Genomic DNA, 22,982 nt, shown 5'->3' on the forward strand with positions numbered 1-22,982 from the left:
ACGATGGTGCGCATCCTGGTCCTGAAGCGGCTGTACAACCTGTCGGACGAGCAGATGGAGTATCAACTGCTCGACCGCATGAGCTACAAGCGCTTCTGCGGGCTGGCGAATGCGACGAACATTCCTGATCGCACCACGGTGTGGACCTTCGAGAACCGCATCGGCGAAGCCGGTGCGAAGGCGCTGTTCGACGGCGTCTCGGCGCAGCTGCTCAAGAAAGGCTTCATCGCCCGGGGCGGGCAGATCATCGACGCGACCCTGGTGCCGGCGCCCAAGCAGCATACCAGCCGGGGCGAGAAGGCGCTCATCGAGCAAGACGCGATGCCGGCTAGCTGGAAGCCCGCCAAGCGGCGCCAGAAGGACCTTGACGCCACCTGGACCAAGAAGCACGGCAAGAGCCACTTCGGCTACAAGCTCTCGATCAACGTCGACAAGAAATACAAGTTCATCCGCAAGATCGAGACCGACACGGCGAGCACCCACGACAGCCAGCACTTCGACGACGTGTTCGACACCGTCAACACCAGCCGGGACGTCTATGCCGACCGGGGCTATCCGTCTGCCGAGCGCGAAGCCTGGCTGAAGGAAAACGGCTTCCGGAACCAGATCCAGAGGAAGGGCCATCGCAACAAGCCGCTGTCTGACTGCCAGCAGCGGCGCAACAAGCGCATCGCCAAGACGCGCGCGCGGGTCGAGCACGTGTTCGGGGCCATCGACCAGATGGGCGGCAAGCTGCTGCGCACCATCGGCCAGGCGCGGGCGAACTTTGCGCTGACGATGATGGCGGCCTGCTACAACCTGAAGCGGCTGGTTTATTTCCAGAGGGCCGGAATCAAGGCCTTCTGACGCCCGAAATGGGCCGAATCGCCGCTGCCCGAGGCGATTCGAGACAAAACGGGACGGCACCGCTGTAGAAGGCGGTGATTTGCCGAAGGAATTGAACCAGATTCGATCGCGATCATCGTTGCGCGGCGGGATTTACTGAAAACCTCGGGTTATTCGAGGTGCCCCTCAGTGCGCGTAGGCCTGGCGTCAGGCATGACGCTACGCGGGTTGACCGACGCGCACAGGGCGTATCTCGTGTGGCACCGGGCACGCAGTGAGAATGCCATACCATTGGTGTGATGCGTTGTCAGGCCCCGCTCCGGGAACACCAGCTCGGAAACTCGGCGGGACGCTGAGTCTCCCCTCGCTCCTGTACTCCCCACCCCTGAAGACGTTTCCCCAACGCCCCGAGTCCTGATCCCGGCCCGCCGGGCCGTGGCCTGGCGCCGCTAGTCTCAACGGACGATGAGGCCCGCGCGCCCAGTTCGCACAATGCTCTCCACACATCCGAGAACCCTAGGGGAGCAGACATGATCGATATCCGCGGCCTGGCCTATTTCGTGACCGAGATCGAGCAACTCGAACAATGGCAGCGCTATGCCGAGGACGTGCTCGGCATGATGACCGCGCCGGCGCCGGGCGGCGGGCTCTACGTCAAGATGGACGAGCGGCCCTTCCGCATCCTGGTGCGCGAGGGCGCCCAGGCCCGCTACTACGCGTCCGGCTGGGAGGTGGCCAACGAGGCAGCCTTCAAGGACGCGCTGGTCACCCTGGAGAAGGCCGGCGTGGGCTTTGAACTGGCCGACGCCGAGGTCTGCCGCCAGCGCGGCATGCAGGCCATCGCCCTGGTCACCGATCCGTCCGGCAACCGCCACGAGCTGGGCTGGGGGCACCTGTCCGACTGCCAGCCCTTCGTCTCCCCCCAGGGTGTGCCGCGCTTCGTCACCGGCGACATGGGCATGGGCCACACGGTGCTGCCGTCGCCCAACTTCGACGCCTCGGTGGCCTTCTTCCGCGACGTGCTGGGTTTCGGCCTGTCGGACATCTTCAACTTCCGCCCGGACCCCAACGGCCCGGCGATCCGCATCCATTTCCTCCACTGCAACAACGCCCGCCACCACAGCCTGGCGATCGCCGAATACCCGGTGCCCAGCGGCTGCGTGCATGTGATGGTGGAGGTGGACTCGATGACCGAGGTCGGCCGCGCCCACGACCGCATGACGGCCCGCCAGGTGCCGATCTCCGCCACCCTCGGCCAGCACCTCAACGACCGGATGACCTCCTTCTACATGAAGACCCCGTCCAGCTTCGACCTGGAGTTCGGCTGCGGCGGCCTGCAGGTGGACTGGGAGCGCCACAGCCCCTTCGAATTCACCCGCGTCAGCATCTGGGGCCACGACTTCAGCGCCGGCCAGAAGCAACAGGCCTGAGCCCCCTCGCACCCTTTTCCAAGCAAGGACCCGACATGAACAAACAGATGACGGCGGCGGATGTCGTCGCCCGCCTGCGCGACGGCATGAGCATCGGCTTCGGGGGCTGGGGCCCCCGGCGCAAGCCCATGGCCATCGTGCGCGAGATCCTCCGCTCCGAGCTCAAGGACCTCACCGTGGTGGCCTATGGCGGCCCCGAGGTCGGCATGCTGTGCGCCGCCGGCAAGGTGAAGAAGCTGGTCTTCGGCTTCGCCACCCTCGACGCCATCCCGCTGGAGCCCTGGTACCGCAAGATCCGCGAGAGCGGCGGCCTCGAGCTGATGGAGCTGGACGAGGGCATGTTCCAGTGGGGCCTGCGCGCCGCCGGCATGCGCCTGCCCTTCCTGCCGACCCGCTGCGGCCTGGCCACCGACGTGGTGCGCCTCAACCCCGAGCTGAAGACCATCCAGTCGCCCTACGCCGACGGCGAGACCTTGCTAGCGATGCCGGCCCTCAAGCTGGACGCGGCGATCCTGCATGTGAACGTCGCCGACCGCCTCGGCAACACCCTGGTCACCGGCCCCGACCCCTACTTCGACCACCTCTTCGCGCGGGCGGCGGACGCCTGCTACGTGTCCGCCGAGCGGGTCGAGGCGCGCCTCGAACTGGACGCCGCCCAGGCCCGCTTCAACACCTTCGAGCGCTACCTGGTGAGCGGCGTGGTGGAAGCCCCCTGCGGCGCCCACCCCACCTCCTGCCCCTCCGACTACGGCTGGGACATGAGCCACTTCAAGCGCTACGTGGCCAGCGCCGCCGAACCCGGCGGCTGGCAGGCCTACATGGACGAATTCGTGCTGGCCGGCGAAGCCGCCTACCAGAGCCGCAACGGCGGCATCGAGCGCATGGCCGGGCTGCCCCTGCCGGTGTTCTGAGGAGAACGATGATGAGCGACAAACCCCAATTCACCCTGGCCGAACTGCTGATCGTGGCGGCCTCCGAAGCCTGGCGCGACAACGGCGAAGTGCTGGCCTCCGGGCTCGGCATCATCCCCCGCCTCGGCGCCGGCCTGGCCAAGCTGACCCACAGCCCCGAGCTGCTGATGACCGACAGCGAAGCCTTCCTGGTTGAAGAGCCGATCCCCGTCGGCCCCCGCGGCGACTACGTGCCCAGGTACAGCGGCTACATGTCCTTCGAGCGGGTGTTTGAATGCGTGTGGGGCGGCCGCCGCCACGCCATGGTCGGCCCGACCCAGATCGACCGCTGGGCCCAGACCAACCTCTCGTGCGTCGGCGACTACCGCCAGCCCAAGGCCGCGATGCTGGGCGTGCGCGGCCTGCCGGGCAACAGCATCAACCACATCAACTCCTTCTTCGTGCCCAGCCACAGCCCCCGCGTGTTCGTGGCCGGCGAGGTGGACATGGTCTCCGGCGTCGGCTTCAAGCAGGAGCGCTGGATTGATGGCGTGCGCCGCGATCTGATGGACATCCGCGTCGCCGTCACCGACCTGTGCGTGATGGACTGGCAGGGCCCGGGCAACAGCCCGCGGGTGCGCAGCCTGCACCCCGGCGTGAGCTTCGAGGAGGTCCAGGAGAAGACCGGCTTCCCGCTGCTGAAGGCCGACGACCTGGGCGAGACGCCGCACCCCACCGCCGCCCAGCTCGACATCATCCGCCGCCTCGACCCCCATGACCTGCGCGCCGCCCAGCTCAAGGGCAACCCGCCGGGCATCCGTCCGGCGGCCTGAGGCCGGCGCGACCAGGAGACATCCATGAACGCCTCGCACAGCGCCGAGGGCTTCGTGTCCCGGGAGGACACCGCCCGCTACGAAACCGAGCAGCCGGTGAAATACGCCGTCGCCGACGGCATCGCCAGCATCACCATGAGCCGGCCGGACTTCAACAACGCCCAGAACTCCCAGATGACCTACGCCCTGGACGCGGCCTTCCGCCAGGCGGTGAACGACGACGCGGTGAAGGTGATCGTGCTGCGGGGCGAGGGCAGGCACTTCTCGGCCGGGCACGACATCGGCACCCCGGGCCGGGACATCAACAAGCCCTTCGAGCGGGTGCACCTGTGGTGGGACCACACCAACAAGCCCGGCGGCGAATACCTCTACGCCCGCGAGCAGGAGGTGTATCTCAACATGTGCCGGCGCTGGCGCGAGCTGCCCAAGCCCACCATCGCCATGGTGCAGGGCGCCTGCGTGGCCGGCGGGCTGATGCTGGCCTGGGTGTGCGACCTGATCGTGGCCAGCGACGACGCCTTCTTCCAGGACCCGGTGGTGCGCATGGGCATCCCGGGGGTCGAATACTTTGCCCACCCCTACGAGCTCAACCCGCGCATCGCCAAGGAGTTCCTGATGACCGGCGACCGCATGGGCGCCGAGCGGGCCTGGCAGATGGGCATGGTGAACCGGGTCGTGCCCCGCGCCGAGCTGGAGGCCGCCACCTACGCCCTGGCCGCCAAGGTGGCCGCCCAGCCGCGCATGGGGCTGGCCCTCACCAAGCAGGCCATCAACCACGTGGAAGACCTGCAGGGCAAGCGCAGCGCGATGGACGCCACCTTCGCCTGGCACCACTTCGCCCACACCCACAACGAAATGATTTCCGGCGACCGCCTCGGCGGCTTCGACGGCAAGGCCATGGCCGCCGCCAACAAGCGCGGCGCCGGGGAGGAATGATTCCTGTGAGCGCCCACGACATCTCCGCGCTGCTGCGCACCCCCCTCACCGAGCGCCTCGGCTGCCGCTACCCCATCATCCAGACCGCGATGGGCTGGGTTGCCGACGCCAACCTGGTGATCGCCACCACCCGGGCCGGCGGCTTCGGCTTCCTGGCCGGCGCCACCATCGCGGCGGACCAGCTGGAGGCCGAGATCAAGAGGGTGATCGCCGCCACCGGTTGCAGCAACTTCGGCCTCAACTTCCACATGTTCCAGGACAACGCCGCCCAGTGCGTCGACCTGGCCATCCAGTACCGCCTGCGCGCCGTGAGCTACGGGCGCGGGCCGGACAAGAAGACCATCGCCCGCTTCAAGGAAGCCGGCGTGCTGTGCATCCCCACCGTCGGGGCGGTCAAGCACGCGGTCAAGGCCGTCGAGCTGGGCGCCGACATGATCACCATCCAGGGCGGGGAGGGCGGCGGCCACACCGGCGGCGTGCCCTCCAGCATCCTGCTGCCCCAGGTGCTCGACGCGGTGAAGGTGCCGGTGATAGCCGCCGGCGGCTACTCCACCGGGCGCGGCCTGGCCGGCGCCCTGGCGGCCGGCGCGGCCGGCATCGCGATGGGCACCCGCTTCATGATGACCACCGACTCGCCCACCCCGCCGGCTACCCTGGCCCGCTACGTGGCGGTGGACGACCCCCAGAAGATCCGCGTCACCCTGGCGGTGGACGGCATGCGCCACCGCATGATCGACAACCCCTTCATCCGCCGCCTGGAGGCCGCCAGCCCCCTCGGCCGCCTGCGCATCGCCCTCAAGAGCGCCTGGCAGTGGAAGCAGCAGACCGGCATGAGCCTAGGCCATATGGTGGATGTGCTGCGCCGGGCGATCCGCGAGGATGCAGGTGCCGTGTCCCAGACGGTGATGTCCGCCAACCAGCCGGTGCTGCTGCAGCGCTCGATGGTGGAGGGCTTCCCCGACGAGGGCATCCTGCCGAGCGGTCAGGTGGCGGCGGCGATTGGCGAGCTGAAGAGCGCCCGCCAGGTGATCGAGGAGATCGCCGCGGAGGCCGAAGCCTGCCTCGCCACCCTGTACGACCGCCTGGATGCCGGCTGCGACACCGCCCCCCGACAACCCCAACGCCCCCTGGAGACCGCCCCGTGACGCAGGCTTTCCGAATTTCCATCGACGCCGGCATCGCCGAGCTCGTCATCGACAAACCGCCGGTCAACGCGCTCGACAGCGCGGAGTGGTTCGCCCTGGCCGGGCACATCGACGCCCTCGGCGCCAACCCGGCGGTGCGCGTCATCGTGATCCGCGCCGAGGGCCGCGGCTTCTGCGCCGGTGTGGACATCAAGGAGCTGGACGCCCACCCCGAGCGCATCGTGGCCGTCAATGGCGGCAACTACGCCACCTTCAAGGCGGTGCACCGCAACCCGGTGCCGGTCATCGCGGCCGTGCATGGCTTCGTGCTGGGCGGCGGCATCGGCATCACCGGGGCCGCCGACATCGTGGTGGCCTCCGAGTGCGCCACCTTCGCCCTGCCCGAGGTGGACCGCGGCGCGATGGGCGGCGGCGCCCACCTGCAGCGCCTCTTTCCGGTGCAGAAGGTGCGCTACCTGTTCTTCACCGGCGAGAAGATCGGCGCCCGCGACGCCGAGCGCTACGGCTTCATCGAGCGCATCGTGCCCAAGGCCGGGCTGCGCGACGCGGCCCTCGAGATCGCCCGCAAGATCGCCGCCAAGAGCCCGGCAATGATCCGCATCGCCAAGGAAGCCCTCAACGGCATCGAAGACGGCAACCTCGAAGACAAGTACCGCTGGGAGCAGGGCTTCACCCTGCAGGCCTACACCAGCCCCGATTCCGCCGAAACCCGCCGCGCCTTCGTCGAGAAGCGCGACGCAAGCTTCTGAGGGCCGCCATGGATCTCGCCTACACCCCAAAACAACAAGCCTTCCGCGCCGAGGTGCGGAGCTGGCTGGCCGCCAACCTCCCCAAGGCGCCGCTGGCCAGCTACGACACCCGCGAGGGTTTCGAGCAGCACCGGGAATGGGAGCGCCGCCTGTTCGAGAACCGCCTGTCGATGGTCATGTGGCCCGAGGCGCTGGGCGGCCGCGGCTGCGACCTCATCGAGTGGCTGATCTTCGAAGAGGAGTACTACGGCGCCGGCGCCCCGATGCGGGTCAACCAGAACGGCCAGCTCCTGCTCGGCCCGACCCTCATGGAGTTCGGCACCGAGGCCCAGAAGCAGCGCTTCCTGCCGCGCATGGCGGCCAGCGACGACATGTGGGCCCAGGGCTGGTCCGAGCCCAACGCCGGCTCCGACATGGCCGCCATCACCAGCAAGGCCACCCTGTCGGAGGACGGCAGCCATTACGTCCTGAATGGCCAGAAGACCTGGTCCACCCGCGCCATCTTTGCCGACTGGCTGTTCGGCCTGTTCCGCAGCGAGGCCGGCTCCAGCCGCCACCACGGCCTGTCCTACCTGCTGGTGCCCCTCGACACGCCGGGCGTGACGATCCGCCCGATCATCGCCCTCAACGGCAAGCAGGCCTTCGCCGAGATCTTCTTCGACGACGTGAAGGTGCCGGTGGACAACCGCATCGGCGAGGAAGGGCAGGGCTGGCACGTGGCGATGGCCACCGCCGGCTTCGAGCGCGGCCTGCTGCTGCGTTCCCCGGCCCGCTTCCAGGCCACCGCCCGCAAGCTGGTCAGCCTCTACCAGGCCAACCGGGCCAGCGCCGACCGCGACCCGTCGATCCGCGACGCGGTGTGCGAGGCCTGGATGGGCGCCGAGGCCTACGCCCTGTCGGCCTATCACACGGTGGGCCGCCTCGCGAAGGGCGCCCGGATCGGCGCCGAGGCCAGCACCAACAAGATCGTGTGGTCCGAGCTCGACCTGAAGATGCACGAGACCGCCATGCGCATCCTCGGCCCCCGCGGCGAGCTGCTCTCCGACGCCCCCGACGCCGGCGCCGACGCCGCCGGCTGGCTGGACGGCTTCCTGTTCGCCCAGGCCGGGCCGATCTACGCCGGCACCAACGAGATCCAGCGCAACATCATCGCCGAGCGGATGCTCGGCCTGCCCAAATCCTGAGGCCTGCCATGGACTTCACTTTCAACGACGACCAGCTCACCTTCCGGGAGGCGATGAGCCGCTTCCTGATGACCGAGGCCGCCCCCGAGATGCTGCGGGAGATCTGGGAGACCGACGTCGGCCGCTCCCCCGAGCTGCGCGGCAAGCTCGCCGAGCAGGGCCTCACCGCCCTGTCGGTGCCCGAGGACTGCGGCGGCCTCGGCATGGACGACGTGGCCTGGGCCCTGATGAGCCAGGAGCTCGGCTACTACGCCATCCCCGACTCCCTGGCCGACACCGCCTACGTGTCCGCCGGCCTGATCAAAGCGCTGCCCGCCGGCAGCCACGACCGCGAGGCCCTCCTTGGGCGGATTGCCGACGGCAGCGTGCGGATCGCCGTCGGCCACCCGGTCAACCCGCTGGTGGCCGACGCCGCCACCGCCGACCTGCTGCTGCTGCCCCACGGCGACGAGGTGCACCTGGTGCCCCGCGCCCTGGTGGATGTCACCGCCAACCCCAGCATCGACCTGTCGCGCCGGCTCGCCGGCCTGGCCTGGGAGCCCAGCTCCGGCACCCGCATTGCCGCCGGCGACGCCGGGCGCCGCCTGTGGGCCGACGCCCTCAACCGGGGCACCCTGTCGGTGGCCGGCCAGCTCCTCGGCCTGGCCCAGCGCATGCTCGACCTGTCGGTGGATTACGCCGCCCAGCGCAAGCAGTTCGGCAAGCCCATCGGCAGCTTCCAGGCGGTCAAGCACCACCTGGCCGACGTGGCCACCCGCATCGAGTTCGCCAAGCCGGTGCTCTACCGCGCGGCCTACGCCCTGGCCCACGGCACGCCGGCCGCGGCCATCCACGCCTCCCACGCCAAGCTGGCCTGCGGCGAAGCCGCCTGGCTGGCCGCCCGCCACGGCATCCAGGTGCATGGCGCCATGGGCTACACGTGGGAAGTGGACCTGCAGATGTTCATGAAGCGCAGCTGGGCGCTGGATGCGTCGTGGGGCGACCGCGGCTTCCACAAATCCCGGGTGGCCGAGGCCATCCTCGCCGAAGGCGCCGCCATCGGCCCCGGCCACACTTTCGAGGTGAACCCATGACCCAGGCTTACATCGTCGATGCCCTGCGCAGCCCCACCGGCAAGCGCAAGGGCGGGCTGTCCCACGTCCATGCCATCGATCTCGGCGCCCATGTGCTGAAGACCCTGGTCGAGCGCAACGCCATCCCCGCCGAAGACTACGACGACGTGATCTTCGGCTGCGTGGACACCATCGGCTCCCAGGCCGGCGACATCGCCCGCACCGCGTGGCTGGCCGCCGGCCTGCCGCTCAACGTGCCCGGCACCACCGTCGACCGCCAGTGCGGATCGAGCCAGCAGGCCCTGCATTTTGCCGCCCAGGCGGTGATGAGCGGCACCCAGGACGTGGTGGCGGTGGGTGGCGTGCAGACCATGACCCAGATCCCCATCTCCTCGGCCATGCTGGCCGGGCAGCCACTGGGCTTCCCCGATCCGTTCTCGGGCAGCAAGGGCTGGCAGGCGCGCTTCGGCAACCAGCCGGTCAACCAGTTCTACGCCGCCCAGCGCATCGCCGACCACTGGGGCATCAGCCGCGCCGACATGGAGGCCTTTGCCCTGGAGAGCCACCGCCGCGCCCTGGCCGCCATCGAGGCCGGCCACTTCGAGCGCGAGATCGCCCCCCTCGAAGGCGTCAGCCGCGACGAAACCCCCCGCGCCACCACCCTCGACAAGATGGCCTCCCTGGAGCCGGTGGGCGCCGACTACCCGTCCATCACCGCCGCCGTGTCGAGCCAGACCTGCGACGCCTCGGCGGCGCTGCTGGTGGTGTCGGAGGCCGCCCTCAAGCGCTACGGCCTCACCCCGCGGGCGCGCATCCACCACCTCGGCGTGCTCGGCGACGACCCGATCTGGCACCTCACCGCGCCGATCCCGGCCACCCGCGCCGCGCTGAAGAAGACCGGCATGAGCCTGTCGGACATCGACTGCGTGGAGATCAACGAGGCCTTCGCCTCGGTGGTCATGGCCTGGCTCAAGGAGACCGGCTTTGATCCGGCCCGCACCAACCCCAACGGCGGCGCCATTGCCCTGGGCCACCCCCTGGGGGCCACCGGCGCGCGCCTGATGACCAGCATGCTCCACCACCTCGAGCGCACCGGCGGCCGCTTCGGCCTGCAGACCATGTGCGAGGGCGGCGGGCAGGCCAACGTGACGATCATCGAACGACTCTGAGGCGGCGCATTCGGCGACTGCGCGGCCCGATCCCGCGACTGCGAGGCTCGCCGTACGCCTGTACGGCGGCGCCCGCCGCCGGCACCACCTCGAACAGAATTGAATTGGAGACTGAGAATGGGTATTTGTGAGGGACGCACCGTCATCATCACCGGCGCCGGTGGTGGCCTTGGCCGCGCGTATGCGCTGGCCTTTGCCGCCGAGGGCGCCAGCGTGGTGGTCAATGACATCCGCCAGGCCGCCGCCGAGGCGGTGGTGGCCGAGATCGCCGCCGCCGGTGGCCAGGCCATCGCCAACAGCGACGACATCACCCGCATCGACAGCGCCCAGCGCATCGTCGACGCCGCCGTGGCGGCCTTCGGCGAGGTGCATGTGGTGGTGAACAACGCCGGCATCCTGCGCGACCGCATGTTCATCAGCCTGTCGGAAGAAGACTGGGACGAGGTGATGCGGGTGCACCTCAAGGGTCACTTCTGCCTCGCCAACATCCTGGGCAAGCGCTGGCGCGACCAGGCCAAGGCCGGCAACAGGGTGGACGCGCGCATCATCAACACCAGCTCCGGCGCCGGCCTGCAGGGCTCGGTGGGGCAGTCCAACTACTCCGCGGCCAAGGGCGGCATCGCCGCGCTCACCCTGGTGCAGGCCGCCGAGCTGGCCCGCTACGGCGTCACCGCCAACGCGCTGGCCCCGGCCGCCCGCACCTCGATGACCGAGAGCGCCATGCCCGACGTGGTGAAGGCGCCCGAGACCGGCTTCGACGCCTGGGCCGCCGAGAACGTCGCCCCGCTGGTGGTGTGGCTGGGCAGCGCCCAGTCTGCCCATGTGACCGGGCAGGTCTTCGAGAGCCAGGGCGGCCGCATCTCGGTGTGCGACGGCTGGCGCACCGGCCCGCAGAAGGACAAGGGCGCGCGCCTCGAGGTGGCTGAAGTGGGTGCCGTGGTGGCAGGGCTGATGGCCCAGGCGGTGCCGGCCCAGAAGGTCTGGGGCAGCTGAACATCATGGACGACGACCACATCGACAGCGGGCGGCGCGGCTTCCTGCGCGGCGCCGGCGCCCTGGGGCTGGCGGCCGCCACCCCGGCTATTGCCGCAAGCCGGCCGGCCGGCCGCTACGAGGACCAGGACGCCATCGAACTGGCGCGCCTGATCCGCGACGGCCAGCTCACCCCCGCCGAGGTGCTGGAGTCGGCCATCGCCCGTGCCGAGGCCAGCGCGCCCCTCAATGCCGTGGCCCTGCGCCACTACGACCAGGCCCGCGAGCGCGCCCGCGCCCTGTCCCGCGCCGGGCGGGCCGAGCGCCTGGCGCGGCCGCCGCTGGCCGGGGTGCCCTTCGGCCTGAAGGACTTGCAGGTCGCCCTCAAGGGCACGGTGACGACCCACGGCAGCGTGTTCTTCCGCGATGCCGTGGCCGACCACGACTCGACGCTGGTGCAGCGCTACCAGGCCGCCGGGCTCAACATCTTTGCCAAGTTCACCTCGCCGGAGTTCGGCCAGACCGCTACCACCGAATCCCGCCTGTTCGGCGCCACCCGCAACCCCTGGAACCCGGCCCACAGCGCCGGCGGTTCGTCCGGCGGCTCGGCGGCGGCGGTGGCGGCGGGCATCGTGCCGGTGGCCCACGCCAGCGACGGCGGCGGCTCGATCCGCATCCCGGCCAGCCACTGCGGCGTGTTCGGGCTCAAGCCCAGCCGCGGCCTGGTGCCGATGGGCCCGAAGGCCCTGGAGGGCTGGATGGGCCTGTCGGTGCACAACGTGATCAGCCGCAGCGTGCGCGATTCGGCCCTGCTGCTGCAGCTCAGCCAGGGGCCGGAGGCCGGCTCCCGCGTGCGGCCGCCCACCCACGATCTGCTGGACGCCATCCGCAAGCCCCCCAAGGGCCTGCGCATCGCCCTGCTGGAAACCAACCCCTTCGGCATGGGCGTGCATGCGGACTGCCTCGACGCCGTGCATCGGGCCGCCGAGCTGTGCGCCCGCCTCGGCCACCAGGTGGAACCCGCCGCACCGCGCCTGCCGATTCAGGAAATGTTTGCCGGCATGGGCGTGATGACCGGCACCGGCCTGCTCGCCACCGTGCAGGCCCGCGAGAAGGCCCTCGGCCGCGCCGTGCGCGAGGACGAGCTGGAACCCCTCAACTGGCGCAGCCTGCAGCTGGCCAGGGGCTACAGCGCGGAGCAGGTGTTTGCAGCCCGCTCGGTGTTCGACCAGGCCGGCCGCCTGCTTGACGAATTTTTTGCGGGCTACGACCTGATCCTCTCCCCGGTGACCGCCGCGCCGCCGCCGCTGCTGGGCGAGCTGTCCCTCGACCAGCCCTGGGAGCGCTTCGTGAAGGCCGCCGTGCTGGCCTCGCCCTTCACCGCCCTCTTCAACATGTCCGGCCACCCGGCCATGTCGGTGCCCCTGCACTGGAACGCCGCCGGTTTGCCCATCGGCGTGCAGTTTGCCGCGCCCTTTGGTGGCGAAGCCCGCCTGCTGGCCCTGGCCGCCCAGCTCGAGGATGCGGCCCCATGGCGCCAGCGCCGCCCGGCCTGAGCCTCCCCAGACAACCACGACTTTTCCAGGAGACACATCCATGAGCCTCAACCCCCAATACGTCGCCGGCCACGGCCTGCTCAAGGGCCGCTCGGTGCTGATCACCGCCGCCGCAGGTGCCGGCATCGGCTTCTCGGCGGCCCGCCGCTGCGCCGAGGAAGGCTGCCGGGCCCTGATGATTTCCGACATCCACCCGCGCCGCCTCGAAGAGGCCGTTGCCAGGCTGAAGGAAGAGACCGGCCTCGCCGAGATCTACGGCCAGCTCTGCAACGTCACCAACGAGGAAGAAGTGCAGGCCCTGGTGGCCGCCGCCGAACACCAGCTGGGCGGCGTGGACGTGCTCATCAACAACGCCGGCCTGGGCGGCCAGAAGCGCGTGGTCGACATGACCGACGACGAATGGAACCGCGTGCTCGACATCACCCTCACCGGCACCTTCCGCATGACCCGCGCGATGCTCCCGCACATGCAGGCGCGGGGCCGCGGCACCATCGTCAACAACGCCTCGGTGCTCGGCTGGCGGGCCCAGAAGGAGCAGGCCCACTACGCTGCCGCCAAGGCCGGCGTGATGGCCCTGACCCGCTGCGCCGCGCTGGAGGCCGCCGAATACGGCGTGCGCATCAACGCGGTGTCGCCGTCGATCGCCCTGCACGACTTCCTCAAGAAGGCCTCCAGCGAGGAGCTGCTGGCCCAGCTGGCCAGCCGCGAAGCCTTCGGCCGCGCCGCCGAGGTGTGGGAGGTGGCCAACGTGATGGTCTTCCTGGCCAGCGACTACGCCTCCTACATGACCGGCGAGGTGCTGTCGGTCAGCTCCCAGCACGCCTGAGGACGCGGCCATGGGCATCACCTTTTCCAGTGCCGCCGAACTGCTCGCCGCCGCCGGCACCGACCTGGGCGCCACCGACTGGCTGGAGATCACCCAGGAGCGGGTCAACCTGTTTGCCGATGCCACCGGCGACCACCAGTGGATCCACGTGGACCCGGAGCGCGCCAGGAGCGGCCCCTTCGGCGGCTGCATCGCCCACGGCTACCTCACCCTGTCGCTGGTCAACCTGTTCCTGCCCCAGCTGATCCACATCGACAACATGAAGATGGGCGTCAACGTGGGCACCGACCGGGTGCGCTTCCCGGCCCCCGTCAAGGTGGGCGCGCGCATCCGCGGCCGCGGCGAGATCCTCAAGGTCGAGGCGATCGCTGGTGCTGCGGAAGGGGCCGTGCAATCCACCGTCCGCGTCAGCATCGAGATCGAGGGCAGCGACCGCCCCGGCTGCGTCATCGACACCATCAGCCGCTACTCCTTCCACCCCGCCGCCACGGCACGCACCGAAAGCCAGCCAGCATGACCGAAGCCGTCATCGTCTCCACTGCGCGTACCGCGCTGACCAAGTCCTTCCGGGGCTCCTTCAACGACACCGAGGCCCCCGTGCTGGGCGGCCACGTGGTGCGCGCCGTCGTCGAGCGGGCCGGCATCGAGCCGGGCGCCGTCGAAGACGTCATCATGGGCGCCGCCGTGCAGCAGGGCACCCAGGCCTACAACATCGGCCGCCTGTGCGCCTACACCGGCGGCCTGCCCGAGAGCGTGCCCGGCATGGCGCTGGACCGCATGTGCGCCTCCGGCCTGATGACCATCGGCGTCGCCGCCAAGAACATCCTGGCCGGCGAGATGAAGATCGCGGTGGCCGGCGGCGTCGAGTCTTTGTCGCTCACCCAGACCAAGCACAAGAACACCTACCGGGCCCAGTCCCTGGCCGTGCAGGAGGTGGTGCCGAGCGCTTACATTCCCATGCTCGAGACGGCCGAGATCGTCTCCCGCCGCTACGGCATCAGCCGCGAAGCCCAGGACGCCTACGCCCTGCAGAGCCAGCAACGCACCGCCGCCGCCCAGGCCGCCGGCCTCTTCGATGCCGAGATCGTGCCCCTGGCCGCCCGCAAGCTCGTCTTCGACAAGGAAGGCAAGCCCACCGGCCACGAGGACGTGATCGCCACCAGGGACGAATGCAACCGCGCCTCCACCACCCTGGAGGATCTGCAGAAGCTCAAGCCCGTGTGGAAGGACGGCAAGTGGGTCGCCCAGGGCGAGTTCATCACCGCCGGCAACGCCTCGCAGTTTTCCGACGGCGCCTCCGCCGCGCTGGTGATGAGCCGCGACGAAGCCGAACGCCGCGGCATCGCCCCGCTGGGCATCTACCGCGGCATCAGCGTGGCCGGCTGCGCTCCCGACGAAATGGGCATCGGCCCGGTCTTCGCGATCCCCAGGCTCCTCGAGCGCTTCGGCCTGGCCGTGGGCGACGTGGGCCTGTGGGAGATCAACGAAGCCTTCGCCTGCCAGGTCCTCCACTGCCGCGACACCCTTGGCATCCCCAACGACCGTCTCAACGTGAACGGCGGCGCCATCTCCATCGGCCACCCCTTCGGCATGTCCGGCGCCCGCATGGTCGGCCACGCGCTCATCGAAGGCCGCCGCCGCGGGGTGAGGTATGTGGTGGTGTCGATGTGCATCGGCGGCGGGATGGGGGCCGCGGGGTTGTTTGAGGTGTGTTGATCCGAATGAAGGCCTGCTCCTTGTTGGAGTGGGCTGGATGAAGGAAGAAAGAAAAACGCCCGGCTGGATGGTCGGGCGTTTTGTTTTTGGGAGAGGGTTCGGTGGGTGGGGTGAGGCGGGTGGTCGACCGAAGCCGTCGGGTCAATGATTGATTAATGCGCGGCTGCTTCCAACCCTTCAGTTGTCCTTAAGCGCACTGGATTCACAAGCAGAAGCCAGTTGCCAAGATTGGGCTAGGCGAAAGCTATACGCATCCTTTCGTCACTTACTCTTGCAACTCATCTTTGGTGGCAGCATCGCGAAATGCCACTTCAGCATCTGGGTCATCTTTGTCGGTGATCATCATGTTCCAAGTAAATGAGTTGTACACGTGAAATTCAGGAAGCCAACTTTTAATTTGCCCCCCCTCGAACCAATGGTGAGCGATACCGGGGAACATGTCGGGGTCTATTGGATGTGTCGCGTTTGGATTGTGGAACATCGAGAGTCCTTCAGCCCAGGTCTCGGTTACAGTGCCCTGCTTTACTTCGTGAAAGAAAGGCTCAGGAATTGCGGCATTTTGATTGTGGAGATGCTTTACACCTGCCCGGAAAATTCGCTGGTTCGGGGCACCAAAGCCCGCAAGTCGTCCCATGCGATTGAACTTTGAAATTGTCCCGGACGAGGAGAACAACACTGCGCTAACGTTTTCGGCTCCTGGCTGCATAAAGTAACCAGATGGAATCACCTTGCCTCGATACTCGTGCGTTTCGATCTTCAGCGGCGTGATTACTAACTGTCCCGCTTCGTCAAAAATAAACTCGTGGGTGACACCGTAGAGGTATTCAAGGAGGGCTGGCGACGTCCAAGTCATCGACTGGTCCTCGTGAAAGTCAGCAACTGCAAAGACCAGGGGGTGCCCTTTAACGTGCTCAAGATCCCAATACTTGGTCTTCCGGTTAAGCTTGGAGTACAGCGCGCTGCCGAATCGAATGGGCGCGCGTGTCTTCAAAAGCTCCTTGATTTCTTCTGGCGTACGCATTCTGGGCATCCCATTCTTTGGTGGATCGAGTGGGGGATCATTCGGGGATGGACCGACGATGACAGCCTCGATGAACACCTTGCTTCGACCATCGTGAACTTCGAAGTCAGGTGCCTCATGCTCCTTGTTCACAAAGAGGCCCAATTCCAACAATGCCGCGTAGAGATAAAGCTCCCAAATCCGTGAGTCAAATGCGGTGGTCTGAAACTGTTCTACGAAATTGCCATCAACGTCAACATAGTGGCGCATCATTTCGGACATGATTGCCCGGGCCGGCACCCAATGGGCGTGTGAGCACAGCATGTGAAAGGCGCGATGTTGTTGGTCGACTGGTAGCTTCGTATTGAACAAATCCACGCCTGCTTTGTCGGTTTTCTCGTCGCCTTGAGGAAATTCCTTTTCACCACTTGCGATGAGCCTCCTAAACGACGCGAACAGTGCGTGACGTGCGTTTGTTCTGGTCATGCTGAAATTCACGTCAATGCATCGAAATCGACCTTTGGCATCTCGGCCAAGCATCACAAAGCCAAAGTCTCGGTCACATCGATCTTTTATTAGGACGCCAATCAAGCTCTCAGTCCTGTCCGAAAAGAATTCCGTTTCAATTCCTATAGTTTCAGCAATCGGCGATCGTGTCCAGGCGACAAATGCGTTATATCGCTCTGCCGTCATTTGAACTACGCCGCTCTCGTCTAGTAACGCGACTACCCGCTGCTTTTTTGTTCCCCTGCGTCTTGCCTCACCCATATATCCTCTACTTGTAGTTTAAATTCATTTCAAAAACTAACTGCCAGCATATATCGTCGCTTTAAAAATTCGAAAAACATGGACATAGGTTCGTTACTCGTGTCTAGTCGGATTGAGGTCGAACGGCCCCCTCCACGTCAAAGTAAATGGGGTATAGGTGGCAAGCCGTGCATGAATGCGTCGTTTTTCCACTCGCTGTCCATGGCTGTGACGCGATGGATAAACGCATTGCTCATGTTGTTAGAATAGTTGATCAGGCTTCGCAGCAGTTCGAAGGTTTCGGTTTGGGCGGTGCTCCACGCCTTTTTGTGCGCCAATAACTCCGGTAACCGGTGTGCTTCGACAAAGTCCTGATATTTCCCGATCAGGCCGACTGTCACGTCAGCGAGCTGGATGCCCGGATCGGCCTTGGAGTCGGAGAACCGAAAGTTGATGCCCCTCGCGCGTTGCTTAAATCCATCCGCGTTCAAGCTTTTTTCAACTTGGATTTCGCGGTCAAAGACGTGCGTGGCATTCTTGAACAGTAAGACAGGCATCGTGAAAAACGAGCTGAAGCTGTCAATAAGCACATCCGCGTCGTTATCGACGAGGAAGGGGAGTTCGGTCAGGACTTGGGCTTTTCTGACTAGCTCTTTGAGCATGTGGGTCGGCAGGTTGTCAACCGTTGGATTGTGGAAACTGAGAAAGGTCGCCAGATCTGCCATGAAGTCAGTGACCTTGCCGTGCTGGATGTCTGGATAGCCGTGATGCTTCATCAGCGCCAGGAACGCTGGCTTGTCCATGCAGGCAATCCGATAGAGCTCGTTCTTCATCTCCCTTCGACCGTGACCAAAGGCGTCAAAGCGCTCGCTGGCCAAGATCGAATCGATGATGTCTACGATGGACCAGTAGACGATGTTGATGCTTGAGTAGTGGATCGCCAGTTGGTGCTCGGTCAGCCAGGTCAAAAACCGAGCCATTTTGCGTGATGCAAGGACCGCTTCGAAGTCTCCGCTGGCGACGTGCTTGAACTTGATTTCCGGTGCGTTGTCCTGCATGCCCAGAGCGTCGCGCAGCGATTTTATCTCCGGTAAAGTTTGCCCCTCTTGAATTACGATGCCGCCAAGAACGAAGTTCTTGTGCTCAGTGACGTTGGTCCCATCATCCGTCAGCAAGAACTTGCGGATGTTATTGGTCTCGTCGTAGTAAAAGGCGAACTTGTCGTCGGCCCGGCGAATACCGTGGGCTTGAATCATCATGGCTCGCATAACCGACCAATCGAATTCCATCCAGCTCTCCCGCAGCCTCAGCTAGGAGTGCGAATTCATTAACCTACGAGGCTGTCTTTTTTAGTTTGAAACAGTCACCGACAATAATCGGACACTTTGCTGCCGCTGGGGTGACAATATCCAAATGACTGCAATGGCTGGTCAGCCGTCATACACTTCCCTCACCCATCATTCCTCTCAATCATCCGCCTTCCCACGACAGTCTCGCTCTGATTTGTTCCCCATCTTGAGCCATCCCAAACGTCCCCATCCGTCATCAGGCTTTTCAAACAAGCCGGCGCCCTTTCGGGCGCCGGCTTCATCTTTGTTATACGCCGCAAAACGGGCTGAATCGCCCCGCCTCGCAGCTCACCACATCAAAACCTTCACCCCTCATCCCCCTCCCCCTTGCTCTTCCGTTTCGGCGCCTTCCGCTCCGAAGCCTTCTTGAGGCCAAGCGACGCGACTTCGTTGGAGTCGTTACCGAACTGGGCGCGGACCTGGTTCTTGACGCTCTTGACGCGTTCGTGGCGTTCGTTTTCGAGGAGGACAGCGTCGTCGCGGGCGGCGGCGTGGCTGTTGGCGGCGTGGAGTTCGCGTTCGCCGGCGGCGGCGACGCGGGTCTGGAGTTCGGTGATGGCGGAGAGGGAGTCGGCGGGGTTGCTGGGGGCGTAGCCTGCGATGGCCTTGAGGGCGGTGATGCAGTCGAGGTCGGCTTGCAGGACGTGGGCGGGCAGGCGTTGGTTGCTGGGCATGGCTCCTCCGATGGCGGGGTGGGTTAAGGTTTATCTGTTTCGACTAAAGATACTCCCAGCCCAAGGTAATACGCAATAGCAACATGGAATGCGGGCAGGCCATGCGCATGGGCCGGCTGGCATGGGGGCGGCGTGACGAGGGAGGGGGCTTTGCTGGCGCGCGTGAACGCTTTGTTGGCGTGCGCGCAACCTGTGTTGGCGTGCCTGCAGGCTTTGTTGCCGGCGCTGCATCCCTTGCCGGTGGGGACGCATGCCTTGATGCTGCGTGCAGATCCTTTGTTGGCGCGTCTGCAAGCTGTTGTGGGCCATCGACAAGCGATGTTGCCGTGCCTAGATCCTTTGTTGGTGGCGCTGCATACGATGTTGATGGCCCTACATACGCTCACGATAGTTTTGGATCGAATGTAGGGGCATCAACATGATGTAAAAAGCTATCAATATCGTATGCAGGCGCGCCAACAAGCTTTGTTGATAGTGTTGTATCGAATGTAGGTGCGTCTTGATGAGATAAAAAGCTATCGTTATCGCATGTCGGTGCGCCGACAGAGGATTGTGATGGCTTTGCATCGAATGTACGGGCTTGTACAAAAGAAGAAAGCTATCGATGGGCTGCTCGGGCGATGGGCAGGCCGGCAGAGTGGGCCTGCGAGCGCTCATCGTGCGTTACCGTGCACGCATCGATGTAGGCATGTGAGGTGCGCCGTGGAAACGCTGACAACCCAGGTCTTGAACAACGATAACAGCCAGATGGTGCTTATTCCCGCCGAGTTTCGGATCGATACCGACTGCGTGCGCATCTCGCGCAACGAGGCCGGGGATCTGGTGATCCATCCGCGGCGAGTCCCGCGTGGAGAGGCTTTGCTTCAGGCTCTCAAGGCGTTGGGCGAGGTAGACGATGCCTTCGTCGCGGCGCTGGGGGCAGACCAGCAGGATGTACTGCCCATGCAGGAGCGTAAAGCTCTTTGATCGACCTGTTCGACGCCGACACCCTGCTTTACCGGATCAAGAGCCAGCCCCGTTGCTTGCTCAGCCCATCGATACCTGCATGAAGACGCATGCCCTCGTAACCCACGACACCCGCAAGTTCCCCCGTGGGGCAGAAGCCAGGTGGATTGTGTTGGCGCAGCGTATCCGATGTTCTCCAGGTGCAATCAACGCGCCATACCCCCGATGGTGCTATTGTTTCTTCCATGCAAGTTGTTGCTGGTTTTTGAGCACGAGCGGCCCCGATCATGGACTGTCGGGTTACGCTGCGCTAACCCGACCTGCAACGACTTTCATGCATTGATTGACCTCTCCAGCCGAATGGTCGTCATCCCGGACATTTAAGCCGCTCGTGACCTGGCTCCATCATAAACGACGCTCTGCAACGATCTCTTCTCCCTGCTATTTCTCATGCCCTCCGACCGCAGCCCAGCCAGTGACGAAGTTTTGCGCCGTGTTGGCCGCAATCTGGTTACTTTTCAGATGATTGAGTCTTTTCTGAAGTTCCTGATTGCCAATAGTAATTTGTCGCATTTTGTTGGAGGTGATGGTGTCCCACTTCAAGAGAGCGGTGAAGCAAGAAATAAGGTAGCAGTAAGTACGCTTGGGCAGCTTGTTGGGAGGTATGTGGCCGATGTGATGGTGGACGCCGGTGTGGATCTGCCCGAATCGGAGTTGCCGGAGAAGGCCATTTTTGGGTCCAGATTTTCCTTCGTGATGGAAAGTGACAGAGAAACTCTTGATTCGCTACGCTTGGATCTAAAGCGGATGACTGAAGCTCGCAACGAGCTTGTTCATGGTTTTTTGCCACGCTGGAAGCCTCAGAATGAAAATGCAATGAAGGAGGCTCTGGCATATTTGGACGCTCAGCGCGAAACTGTCTTGCCGATGTTTGATCATTTGAGATCGAATGCGCTTCAGTTGCTGCATTCTAGGCAGTCGATGGAGTCATACATGGCTAGTCCTGAATTCGCGCGGGAAATTGAATTAATGTGGTTGCATCGCTCACCGCTGGTCCAATTGCTGTGCGACATCGCTGGACAGCGTCAGAGGGCCGACGGTTGGACTTACCTGGCAACGGCTGGTCAAATTGCCGCACGGGAACTGCCTGACGATCTGCGGGGTTTGAATTCGCGTTACGGATTCAGGACCCTTAGAAAGCTGCTCATTGGCTCGGAATTATTCGAAGTCACGGATGAGCCTTTGGCAACCGGTGGATTCCGGACACTTTATCGGCGTAAAACAGAGCAGTAGTCGTCGGCAGGACTATCTCAGGCTCCCTCAAAAGCAAAAAGCCGCATCGCTGCGGCTTTCTGCTTTGTGCTGCTCAGGCCTTGTTTCAGGCCGCCACTTCTTCCTTGTCGGTATAGGGCACCGCGCCCTTCGGCACGTAGTAGCCCTCGCACTGGTCCAAAAACTCCTGCTTCATGGCGCGGGGGTTGTAGAACTGCTTGTACCAGATGCGGGCCTTCATGAAGGGGCCGTCGCTGGGGATGAACAGGCCGTTGAGGCAGGGGCCCTTGTTGGTCCACACCTCGAAGTCCTGCGCGAAGGCGGTGAGGGCGGCTTGCTGGAACTGGCGGGCGGCGATGGTGTCGGTCTGGGTCGCCGTTTCGTTGCCGCCGGGGGACCGGACCAGCAGGGCGTGCCAGACCTTGATGCTGCCGTCGTCCACCGGGGTGTGGGTGATCATCATCACCGCGTCGTAGAGGCCGGTGAGGTGGGAGATCAGCACGCCGGGGCCGTGATACACGGTGAGGGTGTGCAGGATGGGGCTCACGCCGTCGGGGCCGACCAGGGTGCGGTGGGGGCCGCACTGGCGCTGGATGGCGTTGTGGCCCTTGAATTCGTTCTCGTACTTTTCCACCGTGGAGCCGTGGATGGGGCTCAGGTGGCCGTAGTCGCAGATGTTGTCGATGACTTCCTGGGGGTGCTGGTTGAGCAGGCCCAGGTGGTCGAACTTCCAGCGCACCCAGGCGGGGTCGTCCCACTGGGGCAGGCTGGGGTGGTCCCATTCGGGCTCGCCGCCTTCGGGGTCGTGCCACACCCAGATGGCGCCGAGGCTCTCGACCACCGTCCACGACTTGACGTTGGCGGAGGCCGGAATCGGGCCCTCGTGGTAGGGGATGTGGTCGCACTTGCCGTCCGGGCCGAAGCGCCAGGCGTGGTAGGGGCAGCGGATGCCGTCGCCTTCCACGTTGCTGCCGCCGCCGTCGACCACCACGTAGGAGGTGTTGTTGGGGGCGGCGAGGTGGGTCTTCATGTGCGGACAGTAGGCGTCCAGCAGCACGACCTTGCCGGTCTCCCGGCCGCGGTAGAGGGCGAAATCCTTGCCGAAGAACCGCACGGCGAGGGGTTTGTGGGTGTTCAGCTCTTCAGCGTCGGCGATCATGAACCATCCGCGGGGGAAGGTGAATTCGCCGAGTCGGTAATCCTTGGTGGTGGCCATGGAAGCTCCTTTGTCCGGTGTGGAGAGGGTGTGTTCTCTTGATTGATTGTGTGGGGGCGCCAGCACCGCGGCATCCCCCGTTCGGACGATGGGACGCGCGGAGCGTCAGCGGGCCTTGAGCGCCTCGAGGCGCTGGACGTAGGAGCGGATCCCCATGCCCAGCAGCACGGCGGTGAGCCCGAGCAGGCACAGGGTGAGCAGCAGCGCGTAGCGCAGGCTGCCCGGGCCGAAGCGGCTGACGAACAGGTCGCTCAGGGCGCCGGAGATCAGCGGCCCCAGGCCGGCACCGAAGAGGGTCAGGAACAGGTTCAGCATCGCCGCGCCGAGGGCCCGCTGGTTGGGCGCCATCATGTGGCTGGTGGCGGCGTAGCGGCGCGCGTCAAGATAGTTGCCACCTGAGTCATGCAGCCAAAGGCTGTCTATTCGTGTTGCCGATTGCCATGGCGACGACGGATTCCCGCTCTGGATTGAGCGTCACCGGGCCGGCAGAAGACCA

22 protein-coding genes are annotated in these 22,982 nt (G+C 65.4%); 17 read left to right on the forward strand and 5 right to left on the reverse strand.

Annotated elements, in window-relative coordinates:
* From ACE3OU_RS17825 to ACE3OU_RS17895, 15 genes are all read left to right on the forward strand, one after another.
* On the forward strand, positions 1-846 hold an 846-nt coding region (locus ACE3OU_RS17825; protein WP_374242899.1), incomplete at its 5' end, for an IS5 family transposase.
* A gap of 509 nt (positions 847-1,355) precedes the next feature.
* Positions 1,356-2,255 (forward strand): VOC family protein, encoded by a 900-nt coding sequence (locus ACE3OU_RS17830; RefSeq protein ID WP_374242900.1) that lies wholly within the window; start codon positions 1,356-1,358, stop codon positions 2,253-2,255.
* Between the two features lie 35 nt (positions 2,256-2,290).
* Positions 2,291-3,166, forward strand: a complete 876-nt coding sequence (locus tag ACE3OU_RS17835) for a CoA transferase subunit A (RefSeq protein ID WP_374242901.1) — start codon at positions 2,291-2,293, stop codon at positions 3,164-3,166.
* A gap of 11 nt (positions 3,167-3,177) precedes the next feature.
* The gene (locus ACE3OU_RS17840) at positions 3,178-3,978 is read left to right on the forward strand and encodes a CoA-transferase subunit beta (protein ID WP_374242902.1); all 801 of its coding nucleotides are present in this window, start codon (positions 3,178-3,180) and stop codon (positions 3,976-3,978) included.
* A gap of 24 nt (positions 3,979-4,002) precedes the next feature.
* Entirely contained in the window at positions 4,003-4,914 is a 912-nt protein-coding gene (locus ACE3OU_RS17845) for an enoyl-CoA hydratase (RefSeq protein WP_374242903.1), read from the forward strand.
* A 5-nt stretch (positions 4,915-4,919) separates the two neighbouring features.
* Positions 4,920-6,059, forward strand: coding sequence for a nitronate monooxygenase (locus ACE3OU_RS17850; protein ID WP_374242904.1), 1,140 nt, complete (start codon positions 4,920-4,922; stop codon positions 6,057-6,059).
* A complete protein-coding gene (locus tag ACE3OU_RS17855; protein WP_374242905.1) occupies positions 6,056-6,808 on the forward strand; it encodes an enoyl-CoA hydratase family protein in 753 nt (250 codons plus the stop codon). The genes ACE3OU_RS17850 and ACE3OU_RS17855 overlap by 4 nt, the downstream gene beginning before the upstream one ends.
* Positions 6,809-6,816: 8 nt before the next feature.
* Positions 6,817-7,992, forward strand: a complete 1,176-nt coding sequence (locus ACE3OU_RS17860) for an acyl-CoA dehydrogenase family protein (RefSeq protein ID WP_374242906.1) — start codon at positions 6,817-6,819, stop codon at positions 7,990-7,992.
* An 8-nt stretch (positions 7,993-8,000) separates the two neighbouring features.
* Complete coding sequence (locus ACE3OU_RS17865; protein ID WP_374242907.1) at positions 8,001-9,065, forward strand: acyl-CoA dehydrogenase family protein; 1,065 nt, start codon at positions 8,001-8,003, stop codon at positions 9,063-9,065.
* Entirely contained in the window at positions 9,062-10,213 is a 1,152-nt protein-coding gene (locus tag ACE3OU_RS17870; RefSeq protein ID WP_374242908.1) for an acetyl-CoA C-acetyltransferase, read from the forward strand. The genes ACE3OU_RS17865 and ACE3OU_RS17870 overlap by 4 nt, the downstream gene beginning before the upstream one ends.
* Positions 10,214-10,330: 117 nt before the next feature.
* The gene (locus ACE3OU_RS17875) at positions 10,331-11,206 is read left to right on the forward strand and encodes an SDR family oxidoreductase (RefSeq protein ID WP_374242909.1); all 876 of its coding nucleotides are present in this window, start codon (positions 10,331-10,333) and stop codon (positions 11,204-11,206) included.
* A gap of 5 nt (positions 11,207-11,211) precedes the next feature.
* Complete coding sequence (locus ACE3OU_RS17880) at positions 11,212-12,741, forward strand: amidase (protein ID WP_374242910.1); 1,530 nt, start codon at positions 11,212-11,214, stop codon at positions 12,739-12,741.
* A 40-nt stretch (positions 12,742-12,781) separates the two neighbouring features.
* On the forward strand, positions 12,782-13,567 hold the full coding sequence (locus tag ACE3OU_RS17885; RefSeq protein ID WP_374242911.1) for an SDR family oxidoreductase: 786 nt from the start codon (positions 12,782-12,784) through the stop codon (positions 13,565-13,567).
* Positions 13,568-13,577: 10 nt separating this feature from the next.
* Positions 13,578-14,084 (forward strand): MaoC family dehydratase, encoded by a 507-nt coding sequence (locus tag ACE3OU_RS17890; RefSeq protein WP_374242912.1) that lies wholly within the window; start codon positions 13,578-13,580, stop codon positions 14,082-14,084.
* On the forward strand, positions 14,081-15,283 hold the full coding sequence (locus ACE3OU_RS17895; protein ID WP_374242913.1) for an acetyl-CoA C-acyltransferase: 1,203 nt from the start codon (positions 14,081-14,083) through the stop codon (positions 15,281-15,283). Before ACE3OU_RS17890 ends, ACE3OU_RS17895 begins: the two co-directional genes overlap by 4 nt.
* A gap of 265 nt (positions 15,284-15,548) precedes the next feature.
* Here the strand turns inward: ACE3OU_RS17895 and ACE3OU_RS17900 are convergent, their stop codons facing one another.
* The 3 genes from ACE3OU_RS17900 to ACE3OU_RS17910 all read right to left on the reverse strand — a co-directional run bounded on the left by ACE3OU_RS17900 (position 15,549) and on the right by ACE3OU_RS17910 (position 19,053).
* A complete protein-coding gene (locus tag ACE3OU_RS17900; RefSeq protein ID WP_374242914.1) occupies positions 15,549-16,976 on the reverse strand; it encodes a hypothetical protein in 1,428 nt (475 codons plus the stop codon).
* A gap of 212 nt (positions 16,977-17,188) precedes the next feature.
* On the reverse strand, positions 17,189-18,319 hold the full coding sequence (locus tag ACE3OU_RS17905) for a DUF3800 domain-containing protein (protein WP_374242915.1): 1,131 nt from the start codon (positions 18,317-18,319) through the stop codon (positions 17,189-17,191).
* 365 nt (positions 18,320-18,684) lie between these two features.
* Complete coding sequence (locus ACE3OU_RS17910) at positions 18,685-19,053, reverse strand: hypothetical protein (RefSeq protein ID WP_374242916.1); 369 nt, start codon at positions 19,051-19,053, stop codon at positions 18,685-18,687.
* A gap of 702 nt (positions 19,054-19,755) precedes the next feature.
* On the opposite strand from ACE3OU_RS17910, the gene ACE3OU_RS17915 reads away from it, so the two are divergent.
* Both ACE3OU_RS17915 and ACE3OU_RS17920 read left to right on the forward strand, forming a co-directional pair.
* A complete protein-coding gene (locus ACE3OU_RS17915; protein WP_374242917.1) occupies positions 19,756-20,019 on the forward strand; it encodes an antitoxin in 264 nt (87 codons plus the stop codon).
* 429 nt (positions 20,020-20,448) lie between these two features.
* The gene (locus ACE3OU_RS17920; RefSeq protein WP_374242918.1) at positions 20,449-21,291 is read left to right on the forward strand and encodes an OST-HTH/LOTUS domain-containing protein; all 843 of its coding nucleotides are present in this window, start codon (positions 20,449-20,451) and stop codon (positions 21,289-21,291) included.
* Positions 21,292-21,376: 85 nt separating this feature from the next.
* Here ACE3OU_RS17920 and ACE3OU_RS17925 read toward each other — a convergent pair whose 3' ends face one another.
* Together ACE3OU_RS17925 and ACE3OU_RS17930 are read right to left on the reverse strand one after the other, a co-directional pair.
* Positions 21,377-22,486, reverse strand: a complete 1,110-nt coding sequence (locus tag ACE3OU_RS17925; protein WP_374242919.1) for a Rieske 2Fe-2S domain-containing protein — start codon at positions 22,484-22,486, stop codon at positions 21,377-21,379.
* 105 nt (positions 22,487-22,591) lie between these two features.
* Positions 22,592-22,837, reverse strand: coding sequence for a hypothetical protein (locus tag ACE3OU_RS17930; RefSeq protein ID WP_374242920.1), 246 nt, complete (start codon positions 22,835-22,837; stop codon positions 22,592-22,594).
* Between the last annotated feature and the right edge of the window lie 145 nt (positions 22,838-22,982).

This window comes from Zoogloea sp. (assembly GCF_041908905.1).
In the GTDB taxonomy this organism is placed as follows: domain Bacteria; phylum Pseudomonadota; class Gammaproteobacteria; order Burkholderiales; family Rhodocyclaceae; genus Zoogloea.

What these genes read in the sequence shown, in the direction of transcription:
- ACE3OU_RS17835 (WP_374242901.1), top strand. Translation starts at nt 2,291, where the DNA reads ATGAACAAACAGATGACGGCGGCGGATGTCGTCGCCCGCCTGCGCGAC.
- ACE3OU_RS17910 (WP_374242916.1), bottom strand. Translation starts at nt 19,053, where the DNA reads ATGCCCAGCAACCAACGCCTGCCCGCCCACGTCCTGCAAGCCGACCTC.
- ACE3OU_RS17920 (WP_374242918.1), top strand. Translation starts at nt 20,449, where the DNA reads ATGCCCTCCGACCGCAGCCCAGCCAGTGACGAAGTTTTGCGCCGTGTT.
- ACE3OU_RS17880 (WP_374242910.1), top strand. Translation starts at nt 11,212, where the DNA reads ATGGACGACGACCACATCGACAGCGGGCGGCGCGGCTTCCTGCGCGGC.
- ACE3OU_RS17885 (WP_374242911.1), top strand. Translation starts at nt 12,782, where the DNA reads ATGAGCCTCAACCCCCAATACGTCGCCGGCCACGGCCTGCTCAAGGGC.
- ACE3OU_RS17840 (WP_374242902.1), top strand. Translation starts at nt 3,178, where the DNA reads ATGAGCGACAAACCCCAATTCACCCTGGCCGAACTGCTGATCGTGGCG.
- ACE3OU_RS17900 (WP_374242914.1), bottom strand. Translation starts at nt 16,976, where the DNA reads ATGACGGCAGAGCGATATAACGCATTTGTCGCCTGGACACGATCGCCG.
- ACE3OU_RS17925 (WP_374242919.1), bottom strand. Translation starts at nt 22,486, where the DNA reads ATGGCCACCACCAAGGATTACCGACTCGGCGAATTCACCTTCCCCCGC.
- ACE3OU_RS17845 (WP_374242903.1), top strand. Translation starts at nt 4,003, where the DNA reads ATGAACGCCTCGCACAGCGCCGAGGGCTTCGTGTCCCGGGAGGACACC.
- ACE3OU_RS17905 (WP_374242915.1), bottom strand. Translation starts at nt 18,319, where the DNA reads ATGGAATTCGATTGGTCGGTTATGCGAGCCATGATGATTCAAGCCCAC.
- ACE3OU_RS17865 (WP_374242907.1), top strand. Translation starts at nt 8,001, where the DNA reads ATGGACTTCACTTTCAACGACGACCAGCTCACCTTCCGGGAGGCGATG.
- ACE3OU_RS17830 (WP_374242900.1), top strand. Translation starts at nt 1,356, where the DNA reads ATGATCGATATCCGCGGCCTGGCCTATTTCGTGACCGAGATCGAGCAA.
- ACE3OU_RS17860 (WP_374242906.1), top strand. Translation starts at nt 6,817, where the DNA reads ATGGATCTCGCCTACACCCCAAAACAACAAGCCTTCCGCGCCGAGGTG.
- ACE3OU_RS17895 (WP_374242913.1), top strand. Translation starts at nt 14,081, where the DNA reads ATGACCGAAGCCGTCATCGTCTCCACTGCGCGTACCGCGCTGACCAAG.
- ACE3OU_RS17930 (WP_374242920.1), bottom strand. Translation starts at nt 22,837, where the DNA reads ATGATGGCGCCCAACCAGCGGGCCCTCGGCGCGGCGATGCTGAACCTG.
- ACE3OU_RS17875 (WP_374242909.1), top strand. Translation starts at nt 10,331, where the DNA reads ATGGGTATTTGTGAGGGACGCACCGTCATCATCACCGGCGCCGGTGGT.
- ACE3OU_RS17870 (WP_374242908.1), top strand. Translation starts at nt 9,062, where the DNA reads ATGACCCAGGCTTACATCGTCGATGCCCTGCGCAGCCCCACCGGCAAG.
- ACE3OU_RS17890 (WP_374242912.1), top strand. Translation starts at nt 13,578, where the DNA reads ATGGGCATCACCTTTTCCAGTGCCGCCGAACTGCTCGCCGCCGCCGGC.